At 27.4% G+C, this 17,023-nt stretch carries 17 protein-coding genes; 13 read left to right on the forward strand and 4 right to left on the reverse strand.

Annotated elements, in window-relative coordinates; all coding sequences use genetic code 11:
* Positions 1 to 160: 160 nt before the first annotated feature.
* Entirely contained in the window at positions 161 to 2,731 is a 2,571-nt protein-coding gene (locus tag LN42_RS07100; RefSeq protein ID WP_075780634.1) for a hypothetical protein, read from the forward strand.
* A gap of 32 nt (positions 2,732 to 2,763) precedes the next feature.
* Here LN42_RS07100 and LN42_RS07105 read toward each other — a convergent pair whose 3' ends face one another.
* Genes LN42_RS07105 through LN42_RS07120 form a run of 4 tightly spaced genes read right to left on the reverse strand, consistent with a single transcriptional unit; the run spans position 2,764 to position 5,871 of the window.
* A complete protein-coding gene (locus tag LN42_RS07105) occupies positions 2,764 to 3,831 on the reverse strand; it encodes an alanine racemase (RefSeq protein WP_014296841.1) in 1,068 nt (355 codons plus the stop codon).
* Positions 3,832 to 3,833: 2 nt separating this feature from the next.
* Complete coding sequence (locus LN42_RS07110) at positions 3,834 to 4,781, reverse strand: cation diffusion facilitator family transporter (protein ID WP_014296842.1); 948 nt, start codon at positions 4,779 to 4,781, stop codon at positions 3,834 to 3,836.
* Positions 4,781 to 5,605 carry a PHP domain-containing protein gene (locus tag LN42_RS07115; protein ID WP_014296843.1) on the reverse strand — a complete coding sequence of 275 codons (825 nt, stop codon included), beginning with the start codon at positions 5,603 to 5,605 and terminating at the stop codon, positions 4,781 to 4,783. Before LN42_RS07115 ends, LN42_RS07110 begins: the two co-directional genes overlap by 1 nt.
* A 41-nt stretch (positions 5,606 to 5,646) precedes the next feature.
* Positions 5,647 to 5,871, reverse strand: a complete 225-nt coding sequence (locus LN42_RS07120) for a hypothetical protein (RefSeq protein ID WP_014296844.1) — start codon at positions 5,869 to 5,871, stop codon at positions 5,647 to 5,649.
* Positions 5,872 to 6,041: 170 nt separating this feature from the next.
* Here LN42_RS07120 and LN42_RS07125 point away from each other — a divergent pair, with 170 nt between their 5' ends.
* From LN42_RS07125 to glyS, 12 genes are read left to right on the forward strand one after another with little or no spacing between them, the layout of a single operon-like run.
* Positions 6,042 to 7,166, forward strand: a complete 1,125-nt coding sequence (locus tag LN42_RS07125) for a type II secretion system F family protein (RefSeq protein ID WP_014296845.1) — start codon at positions 6,042 to 6,044, stop codon at positions 7,164 to 7,166.
* Positions 7,167 to 7,577 carry a hypothetical protein gene (locus LN42_RS07130; RefSeq protein ID WP_014296846.1) on the forward strand — a complete coding sequence of 137 codons (411 nt, stop codon included), beginning with the start codon at positions 7,167 to 7,169 and terminating at the stop codon, positions 7,575 to 7,577. It begins immediately after the preceding gene.
* On the forward strand, positions 7,571 to 8,089 hold the full coding sequence (locus tag LN42_RS07135; RefSeq protein ID WP_014296847.1) for a hypothetical protein: 519 nt from the start codon (positions 7,571 to 7,573) through the stop codon (positions 8,087 to 8,089). Before LN42_RS07130 ends, LN42_RS07135 begins: the two co-directional genes overlap by 7 nt.
* 7 nt (positions 8,090 to 8,096) lie before the next feature.
* On the forward strand, positions 8,097 to 8,489 hold the full coding sequence (locus LN42_RS07140) for a hypothetical protein (RefSeq protein ID WP_041638548.1): 393 nt from the start codon (positions 8,097 to 8,099) through the stop codon (positions 8,487 to 8,489).
* On the forward strand, positions 8,486 to 8,659 hold the full coding sequence (locus tag LN42_RS10970; RefSeq protein WP_156865416.1) for a hypothetical protein: 174 nt from the start codon (positions 8,486 to 8,488) through the stop codon (positions 8,657 to 8,659). Before LN42_RS07140 ends, LN42_RS10970 begins: the two co-directional genes overlap by 4 nt.
* 8 nt (positions 8,660 to 8,667) lie before the next feature.
* A complete protein-coding gene (locus LN42_RS07145) occupies positions 8,668 to 9,072 on the forward strand; it encodes a hypothetical protein (protein ID WP_198029608.1) in 405 nt (134 codons plus the stop codon).
* Positions 9,069 to 11,267: a type II secretion system protein GspD gene (locus LN42_RS07150; protein ID WP_014296850.1), complete on the forward strand. Its 2,199-nt coding sequence runs from the start codon at positions 9,069 to 9,071 to the stop codon at positions 11,265 to 11,267. Before LN42_RS07145 ends, LN42_RS07150 begins: the two co-directional genes overlap by 4 nt.
* A gap of 1 nt (position 11,268) precedes the next feature.
* Complete coding sequence (gene amrB / locus LN42_RS07155; RefSeq protein ID WP_014296851.1) at positions 11,269 to 12,075, forward strand: AmmeMemoRadiSam system protein B; 807 nt, start codon at positions 11,269 to 11,271, stop codon at positions 12,073 to 12,075.
* Between the two features lie 24 nt (positions 12,076 to 12,099).
* Positions 12,100 to 12,441, forward strand: coding sequence for an Asp23/Gls24 family envelope stress response protein (locus LN42_RS07160; RefSeq protein WP_014296852.1), 342 nt, complete (start codon positions 12,100 to 12,102; stop codon positions 12,439 to 12,441).
* Positions 12,442 to 12,453: 12 nt separating this feature from the next.
* Positions 12,454 to 14,118, forward strand: a complete 1,665-nt coding sequence (locus tag LN42_RS07165; protein ID WP_014296853.1) for a DAK2 domain-containing protein — start codon at positions 12,454 to 12,456, stop codon at positions 14,116 to 14,118.
* A 14-nt stretch (positions 14,119 to 14,132) separates the two neighbouring features.
* Complete coding sequence (locus LN42_RS07170; RefSeq protein WP_014296854.1) at positions 14,133 to 14,990, forward strand: glycine--tRNA ligase subunit alpha; 858 nt, start codon at positions 14,133 to 14,135, stop codon at positions 14,988 to 14,990.
* Positions 14,983 to 17,019, forward strand: a complete 2,037-nt coding sequence (glyS, locus tag LN42_RS07175) for a glycine--tRNA ligase subunit beta (protein WP_232223893.1) — start codon at positions 14,983 to 14,985, stop codon at positions 17,017 to 17,019. The genes LN42_RS07170 and glyS overlap by 8 nt, the downstream gene beginning before the upstream one ends.
* Positions 17,020 to 17,023 lie beyond the last annotated feature (4 nt).

Here is a 17,023-nt window from a genome sequence, read left to right on the forward strand (position 1 = left end):
AAATCCTCCTAAAATTATTCTCAAATTTAATTATAACATAATTTTTTCATTACAGGAAAAGATGTTTCACAAATAAAGAAATTTTTACAATGTTACAGTTTTTTTTATTCGAAAATTTTTGTTATAATCTTAGTGGATATTTTCAATGGAGGTGGGGATATTGAAAAGATTCTTTTTTTTATTTTTTTTAATAGTTCTGGCTATTGTATCCTTTTCTATTAATTACGGGAAAATTGATCAAAATCGTTTTGTTTTAAGAAATATTAAAGAATACGCTGATAAACACTGGTGTAAAATCGAAACAAAAAACATTATATTTCATTTTGAAAAGGACAGCGAATTTGCCAGGTATTCAAGAATAATAGCCGAAAGAGAACAACAAAATCTTGATAAATTATTTGATTTTTTTAAACTCAAAAATGTGAAAAATAAAGCAAATGTGTATATATTAAAGGATTTTGAAATGAATAATATCATAGATGTTGGGGGATTAAATACCGGTGGTAGTACAATTTATACTACCAGCTGGGCTTTACGTCATGAATTAATACATTTTGTTGAAGCACAATTTGAATATGAAAAATACCAAAATGAATATAAAAAGGATAAAATACATTCTGAAATACTTGTTGAGTCAATTCCTCAATATTTTACCTCAGGATATAATACTGCGTATTTAAAATTTATTTTTAAATACGGGAAAAAACTTGATTTTGATAATCCAGATAAAATGCTAAAAGAAATGGCAAAAAACGATAATATATACGCATATGGTTCTTCATTTTTTGAGTATATGTTGCAGCATTATACAATTGATGAAATAAAAAATCTTTACATAAATTACTTTACGAATATTGAAGATATTTCTGGAAAAAACTTTGATGAATTAATAGGCGATTGGCTTAAATGGGTTAAAAATTATTCTGGAAATTCATTTAATGGTATATATGCCGCAAATTATTTTTATTATTTATATTATGAAAATTATATTATAGGAAATATTCAGCTTCAAAATATATATAATCTTAAGGGGGAAATTGGTTTAAATTATAATAATCAAATAGTTGGAAGAATAAATAATTCTATTGCAGTATATGATCTTTTTAATAAAAGGTATTCTCTTTATAACGGAAGATTTTTATCCTATATTGATAATAATTATGTTATAACCTATAATTATTTGGCAGATTATATAATTATAAATATATATAATAAAAACACCGGTCTTTTAATTCATAAAATACCTTTAGAAGTTGATAAACCTGCGCTTATTAAAGGAGATATTTTAGATAATATATTTGTGTTTTCAACTGGATATGAAATATATAAGTACAACTTAAATACAGGAAAACTACAGAAAATAATAGATAATATAAATACCGATGTTGTAAAAAGAATTGGAAATAAATTACTCCTTGGAAATGAAGACGGAACGGTATCTATTTTTGAAAACAATAAAATTACAAAAAGTATTAAAATCTCAGACTGGTTTATAAAGCATATAATTCCTGCAGAAAATTATATTATAGTAACCTCCGGATTTAATAAAATAACCATTTTAGATAAAAACACTTTGAAAATAGTAAAAGAACTATTTTTAGAAAATGATTATCTCAGCCAGATTTCAAATAACAAAAATTATCTGTATGTATTATATCTTTCCGGTAAAATACTGAAAATAGATTTAAATACATTTAAAACTGTTAATATTATGCATGTTGGAAGGGTTGCATATCCTGAAATAGGATACCTTACAAAAAATCTATTTGCAAAAAATATCGATGGATATTTAAGGTTTTATGCTCTGGACTATACAATACCTGAAAATAAAGAATTATACAGAAAAATTCGTAGCTTAAAGGACTATCCAGATTATATCGAAAACGAAAAATTACTTTTTAAAACAGAAAATAATATAAATAATTACTGGAAAATAGGAGATTATGAAATAATAGAAAATGAATTTTGTGAAGTATCAATAAAAAAAGATGGAAATGAAATCTTAAATATAGAATTATTTGATTACCTTTCAAATTTAAAAATAATAAAGGATATTTTATTTATTTCATGTAATGACGGTGAAGTTAGACTATATAACTTAAAAAATGGCAAAGAACTATTTGAAGACCAGAAATTGCAATTATCTGCAGACTTTGATGGTGATTATATCTATTATGGAAATAAAAACAGAGAAATAGTAAAATATGACTATAAAAATAAAAAAATAGTTGAAAAATACTATGGAAATTGGGGATTGATTTCGGAAATCAAAAGAACACCTGACAATAAAACCATGATTTCATATTATTCAAAAGACAAATTTAAAAGATTCACAACCTCGCCATCAAACAGGATTATAATTCATTATAACGATAAACCAGAATATGATAGAACAATTGTAATTCGTTATCCAGTAAAAACAATAATTCCATACTCCAGCGATAAACTTCTTGTTGAAGATACAAAATCTAATTTATATATATATAATATTTTCACAGGCAATATGGAGAAAATAATATCTCATTCACTTAGAAAGATTATTTCGCTGGATATATATAATGGAAGGATAATATTTACAGATGGAAAGTTTATATTAATAAAGGATATAAATACAAATGAAACTATAGCGAAGTATATTACTGATTATGAACATATAACCTTTGTAAAATGGATTTCTAATACCACATTTATTTACGGAAGCGATAATAAAATATATAGCTACTCTTTTTAATTAACCCCCCGGCTAAATACCCGGGGGGTTAATTATTTATGGATTATTTTTTCAACATATTTACCTGTCATTACTTTTAAAAGACATCCATAACTCATTCTGAATTTTATAGTGTCTCCAAGCTTATATTCTTTTTCAGAATCAGTTACATCTACGATGGTATGGTCGCTACTTGCGTGCAATACTTCTAATTTTTCATCTAAAGGAATAAGTCCATCTGCGATAATATCCTGTTCACCTATAGCCAGAATGGCTTTTTTTCTTATTCCTTTATCTTCAAATTCTGGTTTTCTTCCAAAAGCATCAAAACCTATTTCTCCAACAGGTACTGAAGGTTTATCCTTTAATTCTATAATTTGTGCTTCTAAAATCATTGTATCAACATTGTTTCCTGGTACAATTCTATTATTTGTTACATCGGTTCCGCATATAATAGATTCGCCAAGTCTGAAATGATTAATTCCTTCAGGCAATAGATTTTTCTCTACAAGCGGTAATGCTGCAGTATTTCCACCGGACACTATTTCAATTTTTATGTTTAATTTTTCCTCAATCTCTTTTTTTATGTTCAATAATGTTGTCATATTTTCTTTTGAAGGTAAAACTCCACCAAAACATCCAAGGTTTGTTCCTATACCTTTGAGTTTTATATTTTTAAAATCTTTGACTTTAGATATTTCTTCTACGGCATTTTCATACCATACGCCTTCTCTTAAATCACCAACATCAACCATATAGATTATATCCTGTATTTTTCCAGTTTTTTCAGCTGCATCATTTATCCATTTTACTGTTTCTATTTCAGAAACAAGTGTAACGTCAACATATTTAACCAACAGTTCTATTTCGTCTTTCATAGGAATTCTTAAGAGCATATATTCTGCATCAATACCGGCATTTTTCATATCAATTATATTTTGTATTCTTGAATCCCCAATTGATTTAACGCCAGCTTCTATTAAAGCATTTGCTACATCAATATTTCCGGCGGTAACTTTTGTAACAGCAGTAAATGAAATTCCTCTTTCTTCAAAAATTTTTTTGATGTTTAGAGCATTTTCCTTTATTTTTTCAGGATAAATATGAACTACAGGATACACAATTATTCCCCCTTCATGTGTTTTATATTATCTATTGATAATCCAAAACATTCCTTTTCGGCATTGCCATATGGTTCTACGTGAATTATTATATCTTTAATAGCAGGATTTTTTTCTTTTATTCTTTTTTCCAATTCTGCACATATTTCATTTGCTTCTTTTACTGTCATTTCCGGTGGCAATTCAATATGCATATCAACAAAATATCTATGACCAAATTTTCTTGCCCTTATTTTATGAGGATTTTGTGCTTTGGCTGTTTTGCATGAACAGTTTGCGACGAGTTCATATAATTCTTTTAGTTCAGGGGAACTTTCCATTAATTCACTTGATGATTCCATAAACTGTTCAAATCCTGTTTTTAAAATCATTAAAGATACAAAAATAGCTAATACGGAATCAATCCACCATAATCCTGTGAAGTATAGAACTAATATTCCTATTAAAACAGAAGAAGAAGTAAAAACATCATTTCTCATATTTAAAGCATCTGCAATTGTTGCGTTGCTATTTATTTTTTTTCCTATATATAATCTATATTTGTACAGGGAGTACTTTACCACTACGGAAATAGCAGAAATAATAACTACAAAAAGCAGATTATCTATATTTGCATCATGATTTATTAAACGTTTTATGGAATTTGTAAATACTTCTATACCCGCATACATTATTATAAGAGATACAATTTTTGTGGCTATTGTTTCCGCACGTTCATGTCCATATGGATGTTCAATATCCGGTGGTTTATTGGAGATTTTTCCTGCGATTAATGTCATAACAGAGGTTAATATATCTGTTGCTGTGTCAAGACCATCGGCTAATATAGCCATACTATTGGTAAAGAATCCAATACCTATTTTGAGTATTGCAAGTAATGCGTTTGCAATTATGGAAACTATAGATGATATGGTTGATAATCTTTCTCTTTCTTTGTAATTCAAATTCATCACCCTTTTAATACATCTATAGATTTTTTTAGGTATTCATCTTCCACGCTCATTCCAAGGTCAATTTCAGGTTTGTTTTCTCCGTGGAAATCACTTCCTGCTGTTATCATTAATCCTGTTTTTAAAGCAATATCCTTGAAAATTTCAATTTCTTTTCTTGTATGTTTGGAATAATAAACTTCAATACCCCATAATCCAAAAGGTTTTAAATAGTATATTAAATCTATAAGTTTCGATGGAGATAATTTTAAATACTTTGGATGAGCAATTACAGGATAACCCCCAGCCTGTTTTATTAAAGAAACAGCTTCTTCTGGTTGTAATTTTTGTTTTGGAATATATGCAAGTTTTCCGTCTCCAAGATATTTATCAAAAGCTTCTTCTCTATCTTTGACATATCCTTTTTTTAACAGAACACGTGCAAAATGTGGTCGACCAATAACATCTCCCTGAGCTTCTTCGGCAACTTCATCTAAGGTTATTTCAAAACCAAGTTCTTTGAGTCGTTCTATCATTAAATTATTTCTATTTTTTCTATAATCCTGAATTCTATTAAGTGTGGATATTAATTTTTCGTTATTTATGTCAATGCCATATCCCAAAAGATCAAACATATTTTTAAATTTGCAACTGATTTCTACGCCAGTAATATAATTTACATCATATTTTTTTGCAAATTCAATAGCTTCTTTTTGTGCATCTATATTATCGTGGTCTGTTATAGAATATAATTCTAAATTTTTTTCTTTAGCCAATAATATTAGATCTTCTGGTTTGTATGTTCCGTCTGAATATGTTGAATGTGAATGTAAGTCTAAAAGCATTTTTTCCCTCCAATAACTAATGCGGGCATTAAAGCCCGCATTTAAGCTAAAATATCCAGATTTTTTCCCTGATACATATCACCGATTATCCTTACTAATTTTCGGGTTAAACCATCCTGTTGATAAACTATAGCGTTTAATAGATTATCAAAGTCCTGGCTGGTTTTTTGAGCCATTTGCTGATTAGCTGCAGATGATGCAGCATTTCTGGTATTGATTTGAGGTGTATATTGATATGAGCCAACTCCCGATACACCATTAATCATCTTTATCACCTTCTTTGTTTTCAGGGTCCATTATATATATCGTATAAAAAAATCGGGGCTTTACAGAATAATTCTACCATATTTATCCTTTTATGTCAAAGCTTTTTAAATTGTACATGATTATGATATAATTTTTTTCGGATTGTTTAAAGGGATAGGGGGTATAGTCTATGAAACTCTTTTATTTCGAAGGCGAAGAATATTCCAGAGAAATAAAAGGATATGTATTTGGAAAAAATGAAACAGATGCACTTAAAAGGGTTAATAAAAGTATTTTAATAAAGAAATTCGAATTTGTGAAAAGAATAAAATTTAAGAAGTTATCTCAAAAAGAACATCTTACCTTTATAAAATCTTTAAAAGCATTACTGGCAACCAATATTACATTTTTTGATGCTGTAGATTTAATGAGAAAAAATACAGGGATTACATATCAATTAAAGGTTGCACTTGATTTTATTGTAAATAATTTAATAGCTGGTAATACATATGTGGAAAGTTTACGTTCCGCATATTTTTTTGATTATGAATTAAGGGTATCGCTTTCTGGTGTTTCAGATGAAAAAGAAATGATTAAAATGCTTGAAAGGCTTGAGAATATATATCAAAATAGAATTAATAATTATAAAGAATTTAAAAATATAATTGCTTACCCTTTGTTATTGTTTTCTGCAATAATATCCCTTCTTTTCTTTCTTCAATTTTATATATCCCCTATTTTTTCAAAAACATTTAATGTAAAATTTAATTTTCTTTTCTCCTGGGGGATAATATTATTGTTTTCAATTATTGCTATAGCCGTAGCTGTTCTATTAAAGTATAGAAGAAAATTTGATAAAACAATATATAAAATCCCCTTTTTAGGTAATTTATATATGAAGTTTTATTTGCTGGAATTTATTGAGAATACATTAATTTTTATAGAAAGTGGGGATACTTTATATTCAGCATTTGAAAAGAGCTCGGAAATTGCAACATCTAAAAAAGTAGCGGAAGAAATAAATGAGATGCTTTTGAAAATAAAAAATGGAAAAGATTTATCCGATGCATTTAAAGACAGCTCTTTTGGTGAATTAATATATGCACTATCTTTATCAAATGATATTGGAAATATGAAAAAGCCATTGGAGATAATGGAAACCCATCTTAATCTGGAAATAGGTACTTATGTTCAAAAATTAAAAAAGATATTTGAACCAATTTTAATATCAATATTGTCCGTTATAATTTTAGAAATTGTATATACCTTTTATAATGGGATGTTTAATGCTATTAATATGTTTGAGGGGATATAGATGAAGTCAAAAAAAGGATTTATACTTTTTGAAGTGATTGTTGTACTGTTAATAGAAAGTATTTTAATATTAGTTGCTCCTATAATTATAAAACATACATTTTTTGAAGACATAAAAAAGAGAATAGATTTTGTGTATATGATGGATACTTTTGTGCAGGCAAAGTATCATTCTATAGATTTTAAAAAGAAGAATTCAAGGGTTATAGTAGCAGGTAAAATATATTTTATTGGTAATATATTTCTTCAGCTTCCATACACCCAGTATAAAAATTATGCTCATGTATATCAATTTTTTAATTTTATGATGCAGGGGCCTGGAGGAACTATATATATAAACGATAATGTATATTTAAGATTTTCAATACTTCCTGTAACTTCGGCCTTTTCATGGGGAGGGATAAAGTGGTAAAAAAGTATTATTATAACAATAAATATCTTTTTAAAGAAAAGATAAAAGAGAAATCTTTTTTTGGAGAAAAGAGAATAAATATTGTTCATAATTACGGAATTATAAAAAAATTCAGTGATAAAGATGAATTAAACATGTATATTATAAATAATGCAAGAGATTACGAGAGTTCAAAGGAAAAGGTTGGTGTTATAGATTTAGGAGAAAATATGTATTATTTATATTTGAAAAAATCTATGTTTAAATACAGATTTTCAATTAAATATGATTACTATATACCAATAAATTTATTATTATGGAAACACCTTTCTAATAATGATTTTTCAAAATATAAAACAATAGTATTTGAAATTCAGGAAAGAAAAATTCTTTATTATAGAGAAAAAGAGTTTTTTGAGTATGGAATATATATAAATAATGTGTCAGAAGATATTTATTGTGTAAATCTGGATTGTGAAAAAATAAAAAAAATAATATTAGAAGGTGATTTTAAAAATGTTGTGGGGGTTTGAATCTCGATTGAGAAAATATTTAAATATATTTTCCTATGTGATATTATCAATTTCAATAATATTTATGGGATTTTCTATATATTACTACAATAATAAAATTTATGAAATTAAACTCAATTATATTGATAATAGAGAAAAGATGTTTCAGGAATACAAAAAAAGAATAGAATTAGCCAGAAAGACTAATGAAGAATTTTTTAATTTTTTAAAATTTCTTGAGAAACTTGAAACTGAAGTTCGTATATTATCTCTGAAATATTCTGCTAATACAACACTGGAAGCGACAATAGCAGTATCTATTAAAGATTCGGTTGAAATAGTGGCACCATTTGAAATTGAAGAAAAGGGAGATATAGATCTGGTATACAAGCAATATAAAATACTGGAGTTGAGAAAATGATATATAGATACGCTCTTTCAATAATAATTATTATAATTTCTTTGTTTATTATGAATAAAACACAGGTAAATATCCCGAAAAAAAGTGTGGAAATTCCTCAGTATAAGATAGCATGTTCTGAAAACCCGATAATAAAAAAAATCTATCCTCAATTGAAATATCCAGTATAATATCTAAATTGGAAAATGAAAATGGAGTAATAATAGACAAATTATTTTTGAGAAAAAAAGATATTTTTGATAATAGTTATGATATATATATTGAAAGACAAATTCCTGAAAATGTTAAAGTTATAAATATTCAGTTAGAGAAACAAAATAAGTATAAAAATTTCTTTCAAGGGATAGATTTTGATGTAGATGAACTCTGGAAAGAAAAAAATTTTTTACCTGAATCTGAAATATTAAAATTTGCAGGTGTTGTAGAAAATGAAGGTAATTTGATAGGATATGTATATATAGGAAATCAATTAATAAAATTGAAAAATGGAGAAATAAAAAACGATAAACGGGTTATAAAAATATTTAAAGATGGTATATTGTTATATGACAATAACAAAAAAAGATTTGAGGTGTTGAGATGAAAAAATTATACATACCATTTATTCTTTTTTTGATGATGTATATAAATTTATTTTCATATAAAATAATTATTGATCAAGTGGAAAATACAACAATTATTAAAATTACCAATATTTTAACATCTCTTGAGATGTTTAACAGAGAAAATATATATAAATGCATATTTTCAGATAATATAAAATTTGAGGATAAAACTATGGAGATTTATCGTGGGCCTGTAAAAAAAATTCATACATATAATAATATTATTGAATTTGAAACGATATTTCCTGTTAATAAGGGAGATATAAAAATCAATAAACTGGATAATAAAAATTTGGAAATAATTGTAAAAGGATTTGGTGAAATAGGAGATAAAGATTATTATTTTAAAAAGATATTGATAAAGGATATTCTTGAAATGGTATTGGATGAAGTAAAGTTGAATAGGTATTATATAGATCCAGTTCCAGAAAAGTATATTTCTTTAACACTGAAAAAGTTTTATCCAGAAGATATTTTCAGAATATTAATTCAAAAAAGCGGATTAAAGTATTTTTATATAGATGAAAATAACATACTTTTTTCAAAGTTAAATATTGAAAAAACAGCTTTTCCAATAATTGTTCGCGAAAATAATGCGAATACCAAAAAGGAAGAGTATATTTATAGCTTAATAGAATCTAACATACCTGATTTTTTGGGATTAATCAGGTTTATGGGAATAAAAGGAATTAAAGTAAATGAAAATGTATATCTTATATACGCAACAAACGAAAAAACAGAACAGATAAAAAAAATAAATCATGCAATAGAAGTGATATATCCTGAAAAGAATGGAGAGATACATTTAAAAAAAGTTGAAAAAAATGGAGAAAACTCCGCAAAAATGCAGAAATCAGACGAAATATATAAAGTTGATATAATAAAAAGCAATTATGATTTGAGAAAATTAGAAGCTTTTTTTGATGTGGAAATTTCGCAAATTGCAACAACATTATATCTGGTTAAAGGGGAAAAAATAGAAAAACTTAAAGAAATACTGAAAAAAATAGAAAATATTAATATTAATTATAATAATAAAAAAAGTAATAATATAAATAATAAAAATAACATTAAAATTGAAATAATAGAGTCAAAATTAGATTTATTACCTTTTAATAAAATTTTTAAAGATACTATAATTCAAAAGATAGAAAAAAATTATATAATAAGAGGGAAAGAAGAAGATATAGGCATTATAAAAGATTATATAGAAAAATTCGAAAATGAAGAAGAGATTTCCGATGAATCAGATGAAGCGACAGATGTAAAAGCAGATATTTCATTACTGAAACAGGGTATAATTAATAAAAATAAAGAAAAAAATGAAACAATTTCTCTGTATAAAATTATTGAAAAATTTGCAAAAGAAAAAAATTACAGTTTGATAAATAATGATGATTTAAAAGCTATTTCGGTGTATAATTATAATGTAGATTATTCAAATAAAAAAAATATTGAATATCTTTTAAATGAATATAATTATATATTGGAAGATAAAGAAGGGATTTTGATAATAAAAAGCAAAATCCCAGAGGTTATATCAATAGAAATATCTATAATCGATTCTTCGATTTTAGAAGAAACAATAAGGAAAATAGAGAACAGGTTTAATTCTAAAGATATAGTGGCATCTTTAAATAATGGAATAATTACACCACAGTTATATGCTGAAATTATTGAGGCGGTATTTGATGTAAAAAACATTAACTCAAAATCAAATTCGCAACTATTATCTAAACCCAAAATAATAGTAAAATCTGGAAGTAAAGCTATGTTTAAATCTGTTTATAGAGTACCTATAGTAAATGAGTCTTCTATACAGTATATAGAAAGTGGATTGTTTCTTGAAATAGAACCGAGATATAATAAATATCAGGATTTAATAGATTTAGATTTATCTTTAAAAGTCAGTGAACCGGAAAAATCTTCAATATCTAAATATAATGCGGAAACATCACGCGAATTAAAAACAAAGATGTTAATAAAAAATGGTTATGTTGGAGTTATTGGTGGATTAAAATTATTAAAAAAGGAAAAATTAAATACCGGAGTCCCGTTTTTAAAAGATATCCCTTTTTTGGGCGAATTGTTTAAAACAACAGAAGAGAGAAATCGAGAATATAATTTGACATTGTTTATTTGGCCAAAACTAACAGGATATGGAGGCGAATAAAATGAGATATCCTGTAGTGGCTGGAACATTTTATCCTGCTGATTATGAAGAATTAAAAAAACAAATTTCATCTTTTTTTGAAAGATTTGAAGAGATTGAAATACCTGAAAAATCAATTGACTTAACGGGATTAATTGTTCCGCATGCTGGTTATGTTTTTTCAGGACAAACAGCGGCATATGGATATTATGAATTGATGAAAAAAGGAAAAGTAAAAACAGCAATAATTATTGGACCTAATCATACAGGTGTAGGTCCATCTTTGTCGGTATATCCAGAAGGTTCATGGTTAACCCCGTTTGGAACCATAGATGTGGATACGGAAATTTCTAATTTTATATTATCTGAATTGAGAATCAAAGGAGATATTATAGCTCATGAATATGAGCATTCTATAGAAGTGCAATTGCCGTTTTTGCAATATTTATATGGAAATGATTTTAAAATAGTTCCTATAATAATGGGAGTTCAAACATTAGAAATGTCGAAAAAGTTAAGTAAAGTTATAAAAAAATTTGCTAAAGATGGTGTGGTTATAATTGCATCAAGTGATTTAAATCATTATGAAAATCATGAAGTAACCCTGGAAAAGGGAAATTTTATTATAGAAGCCTTAAAAGAAAAATCGCCTGAAAAGGTATATGAGTATATAAAAAAATATAATATAACAGCATGTGGATTTGGAGCAATAAATACATTATTATATACAGGATTTGAAAATGTAAGAATATTACATCATACAACAAGTGGAGAAATATTTGGAGATTATGAAAGAACCGTTGGATATCTTTCGGCTATACTCGAATAAATAAAAATAACGGAGGTGTTATTTATGATTATAGAAACAGATCTCGGAACAGTGACCATAAAACCGGAAGTATTTAATGAAATAGTATATAGAGCAGCACTTGAATCATATGGTACTGTAGATATTGGAAAAGGTGGTTTATTAAATAAATTGGCATCTGTATTACAAAAGCCACAGGAAAAAGGTGTAGAAGTAATTGAAGAGGATAATAAGGTAACTGTAAATCTTTATATTTATATGGAATATGGTCTTCCTTTAAAAAGGGTTGCTGCTAATGCCCAGGAAAATGTCTATCATCGTATAAAGGAAGCTCTGGGGGATGTAGACGTAACAGTAAATGTAAAAGTAGTAGGAATAAAAATTTAAAGAGGTGAAAACATGAAGGAATTACATGCAAAGGATTTTTATATAGCATTTAAAAAAGCAGCAGAAACCCTTATAGTGAAAAAAGATGAAATAAATGCATTAAATGTATTTCCTGTTCCGGACGGGGATACAGGTTCAAATATGTCATCGGGTATGCTTGAAGCATGTGAATGGCTTGATAAGACTAAGAATAAAAATAAAATGAAAGATATAATGAAAAATATGAGAGATGGATTGTTAATGGGAGCCAGAGGAAACTCTGGAGTTATCTTATCTCAAATCTTTAGAGGTTTTACAGAAACCCTTGAAGATAAAGAAGTTGTAACTACAAAAGATTTTATAGAAGCTTTGAAAAAAGCGAAAGAGGTTGCATATCATGCGGTTATTAAGCCTGTTGAAGGTACAATGCTAACATTGATTAGAAAACTCGCAGAAAGAGCAGAAGAAGAATTATCTGATATAGAAGATTTTGAAGAGTTTATAAACAGATTATATGAAATTTCAGAAGAAATAGTAGAAGAAACTCCAAAATACTTAAAAAAATTAAGAGAAGCTAATGTTGTAGATGCTGGTGCAAAAGGGCTTAGCTATATAATAAAAGGTTTTAGAGATGCTATAAATGGAGATACTGAAGTAGATTTAAAGAATATAGAAAGTGCTTCAGCTGAAGAGATTAAAGAAATTGCATACGAAGAAATAAAATTCCAGTATTGTACAGAATGTGTTTTGAAATTAAATGATCCGGATATTTCAAAGGAAGAATTGGATAAAATAAGAGCATTTCTTGAAGAATTAGGTGACTCTATAGTGCTGGTTCATCAGGGAGATTTCTTAAAAACACATGTACATACAAATCATCCTGGAAAGGTTTTTGAAGAATTTTTATTATATGGAGAACTATATAAGGTAAAAGTTGATAATATGAAGGTACAACATGAACATGTAACTGAAACATATACTGCCGAAAATACTACAGATAATACAGAAGAACAAAATGAAGTTTTTGAAACAAATAATGAAAATTGGGGAATAATAACCGTTTCTCCGGGAGACGGATTGACTCAGATATTTAAGAGTTTAGGTGTTGATATGGTAATATTTGGTGGCCAAACAATGAATCCAAGTGTAAAGGATTTCATGGAAGCCATAGAAAAATTGCCACAAAAGAAGATATTAATATTGCCAAATAATCCAAATATTATACTTACAGCAGAAAAAGTTGCAGATATGGTTGAAGATAAAGAAGTATTGGTTGTAAAAACAAAGTATATTCAGGAAGGCGTAGCTGCAATGCTTGCATTTGATGATACAATGGAAAAGGACGAATTAAAAGAGGCAATTGAGTCTGAAATCTCAGCAGTTGTTCCTATTCAAGTAACATATGCAGTTAGAGATTCTGAAATAGCAGGAGAAAGCATTAAAAAAGATGAATATCTGGTATTTGTGGGAAAAGAATTAAAAGCACATGGATTTGATTTAAATGAAGCTGTTTTAAAGGTATTAAGAGAAAAATTGGCTGAAGGATTTGAAATAATGACAATATTCTATGGTCAGGATATAGAACAAAAAACAGCAGAATTAATAGCAAATGAATTAATGGAAGAATTTTCAGATTTAGAGGTTGAAATACACAATGGCGGACAACCTCATTATCCGCTGTTAATTTCACTTGAATAAAGGAGGAACTGACATTGTATATTCAGGATTTAATATTAAAATTAGATAAATTCTGGTCTGAATATGGTTGTGTAATAGAACAACCTTACGATATGGAGATGGGTGCAGGAACTTATCACCCATCAACATTTTTTAGAACATTAGGTGAAAAACCATTTAATGTTGCATTTGTTCAACCGAGTAGAAGACCAACAGATGGAAGATATGGTGAAAATCCAAATAGAATGCAAAGGTTTCATCAATATCAGGTAATATTAAAACCGTCACCAAAGGAATCCCAGGAAATTTATATAGAATCTTTAAAGGCGATAGGAATTAATCCAGATGAACATGATATACGTTTTGTAGAAGATAACTGGGAATCACCTACACTTGGTGCCTGGGGAGTAGGTTGGGAAGTATGGTTAGATGGAATGGAAATTACGCAATTCACATATTTCCAACAAATGGGTGGAGTTTCATTAAAACCTATTTCACTTGAAATTACATATGGAATAGAAAGACTTGCTATGTATTTGCAGGGAAAAGAGAATGTATATGAAACAATGTGGAATAAGTATGTGAAATATGGAGAAATGTTCAAAGAAAATGAAAGACAGTTCTCAATCTTTAATTTTGAAAAAGCAAATATAGAAGTGTTGTATAATCTTTTTGAAACATATAAAAACGAATTTGAGTATCTTATTGAAAATAAATTATATTTACCTGCATATGATTATCTTGTAAAAGCAGCGCATGCGTTTAATTTACTTGATGCAAGAAATGCAATAAGTGTAAATGAAAGACAGAAATATATACTTTTAATTAGAGACATGGCAAGAAAGACAGCACAAACATACCTCGAAGCAATTGGAGGAGAGAATGATGAATAAAAAGTCATTACTTGAAATAGGCGTTGAAGAATTACCTTCAAGTGAATATGAAAATATAATTACTCAGTTATATCAAAATATGGAAGAAGAATTAAAAAAACATAATATATCTTATACAAAGCTGGAAGTTTTCATTGCCCCAAGAAGATTTGGTGTTTATCTTGAAGGTTTACCAGAAAAAGAACCAGACATGATAATGGAAAGAAAAGGACCTGCTAAAAAGGTTTCATTTGATGAAGACGGAAATCCAACAAAACCATATCAGGGTTTTTTAAGATCTCTTGAAGGAACAGAGTATGAAATTGAAGAGAAAGAATTAAAAGGCAATATATATTTATTTGCAAAGATAAAAAAAGCAGGTAGACCTATTTCCGAATCCCTTGCAGAAATATATCCAGCTGTAATAAAAAAATTGAGATTTAAAAAACCAATGAGATGGTCAAATGGTGAATATGAATTTGTTAGACCGGTGCATTGGATAATGGCGTTATTAGATTATGATATAATAGATTTTGAATTGTTCGGAATTAACTCTTCAAGAAGAACTTTCGGGCATAGATTTATGAGTAAAGGCGAAGTATTTATTTCCAGACCTGATGAGTACTTTGACATATTAAGAGAAAATTTTGTAATTGCTAATTACTCAGAAAGAAAAGAAAGAATTAAAGAAGAGTTAGAAAAGGTTGCTGTAAATAATGAATTGGAAATAGAAATGGATGAAGAATTAATAAATGAAATTGCTCAATTAACAGAATATCCGGCAGCTGTTGTGGGAACATTTAACGAAGAATATTTAATGCTTCCAGAGGAAGTAATAAAAATAACAGTTAAACATCATCAAAGAAGTTTTGTTGCAAGAAAAAATGGTAAGATTTCAAATAATTATATAGCATTTCAGGATGGATTAAGTGAAGAAAAAAATGTTGTAAACGGTTATTCGAGGGTTATTAACGCAAGACTTGACGATGCAAAATTCTATTATGATGAAGATTTAAATACACCTGTTGAGGTGTATTTAAAGAAATTAAATCAAATTACATATCAGGCTGGTCTAGGAACATATTTAAATAAAATAAATATAATGATGAAAATTTCAGAATTAATAGCAAAATCATTGGATTATAAAAACGAAAATCTCATAAAAGCAACAGAACTTTCAAAAATAGACATACCTTCACATATAGTTTATGAATTCCCGGAATTACAGGGAGCAATGGGAAGGATATATTTAAAACATCATAATTATTCTGAAGATGTATATATTGTTGCTGAAGAACATTATAAACCAGTTGAAGAAACCGATACTTTGCCTTTGGAACTTAATTCTTTAATAGTTTCTATGGCAGATAAACTTTATGATATAGTTGGATTCTTTGGAATAAATAAAATTCCAACAGGTTCAAAAGACCCATTTGCTTTAAGAAGAAAGGCATATGGTGTATTAAGAATAATAATAGAAAACAACTGGGATATAGATCTTGAAGAACTAATGAGAAAAATTTCAGAATTAATAGGTGTTGAATATAAGGAAAATGAAATTTCCGAATTCTTTAAAAATAGGTTTGAAACTTATTTATCAAGAAAGAAAATCTCTTCAGAGGTTATAAATACAGTTTTGGTAAATTGGAATAAACCATTAAGAGCATATCTTGCAGCAGAAGCTTTAAATGAAGTTGTAAATTCCGAAGAATTTAAGGTATTTATAAAAACATTCCAGAGGGTTCAGAATATATCTAAAAAGCATAATTCATTGAAATATGAAGGAAGATTATTTAAAGAAGAAGCAGAAAAGCAATTGTTTGAAAAATACCTTGAAACCAAAGGAAAGATAGAAGAAAAATTAGAAAGATTAAGCTACAAAGAAGCAATAGATGAATTATTAACCATGAAAGATAGTATTGACAATTATTTTGATAATGTATTTGTTATGGATAAAGATGAGAGTATTAGAATGAATAGATTGGGATTTTTGAAAAATATAGCCAATCTATTCCTTGAATTTGGAGATATATCCAAGTTATACAGTTAATAAA

The organism is Marinitoga sp. 1137, from assembly GCF_001941525.1.
GTDB lineage: Bacteria > Thermotogota > Thermotogae > Petrotogales > Petrotogaceae > Marinitoga > Marinitoga piezophila.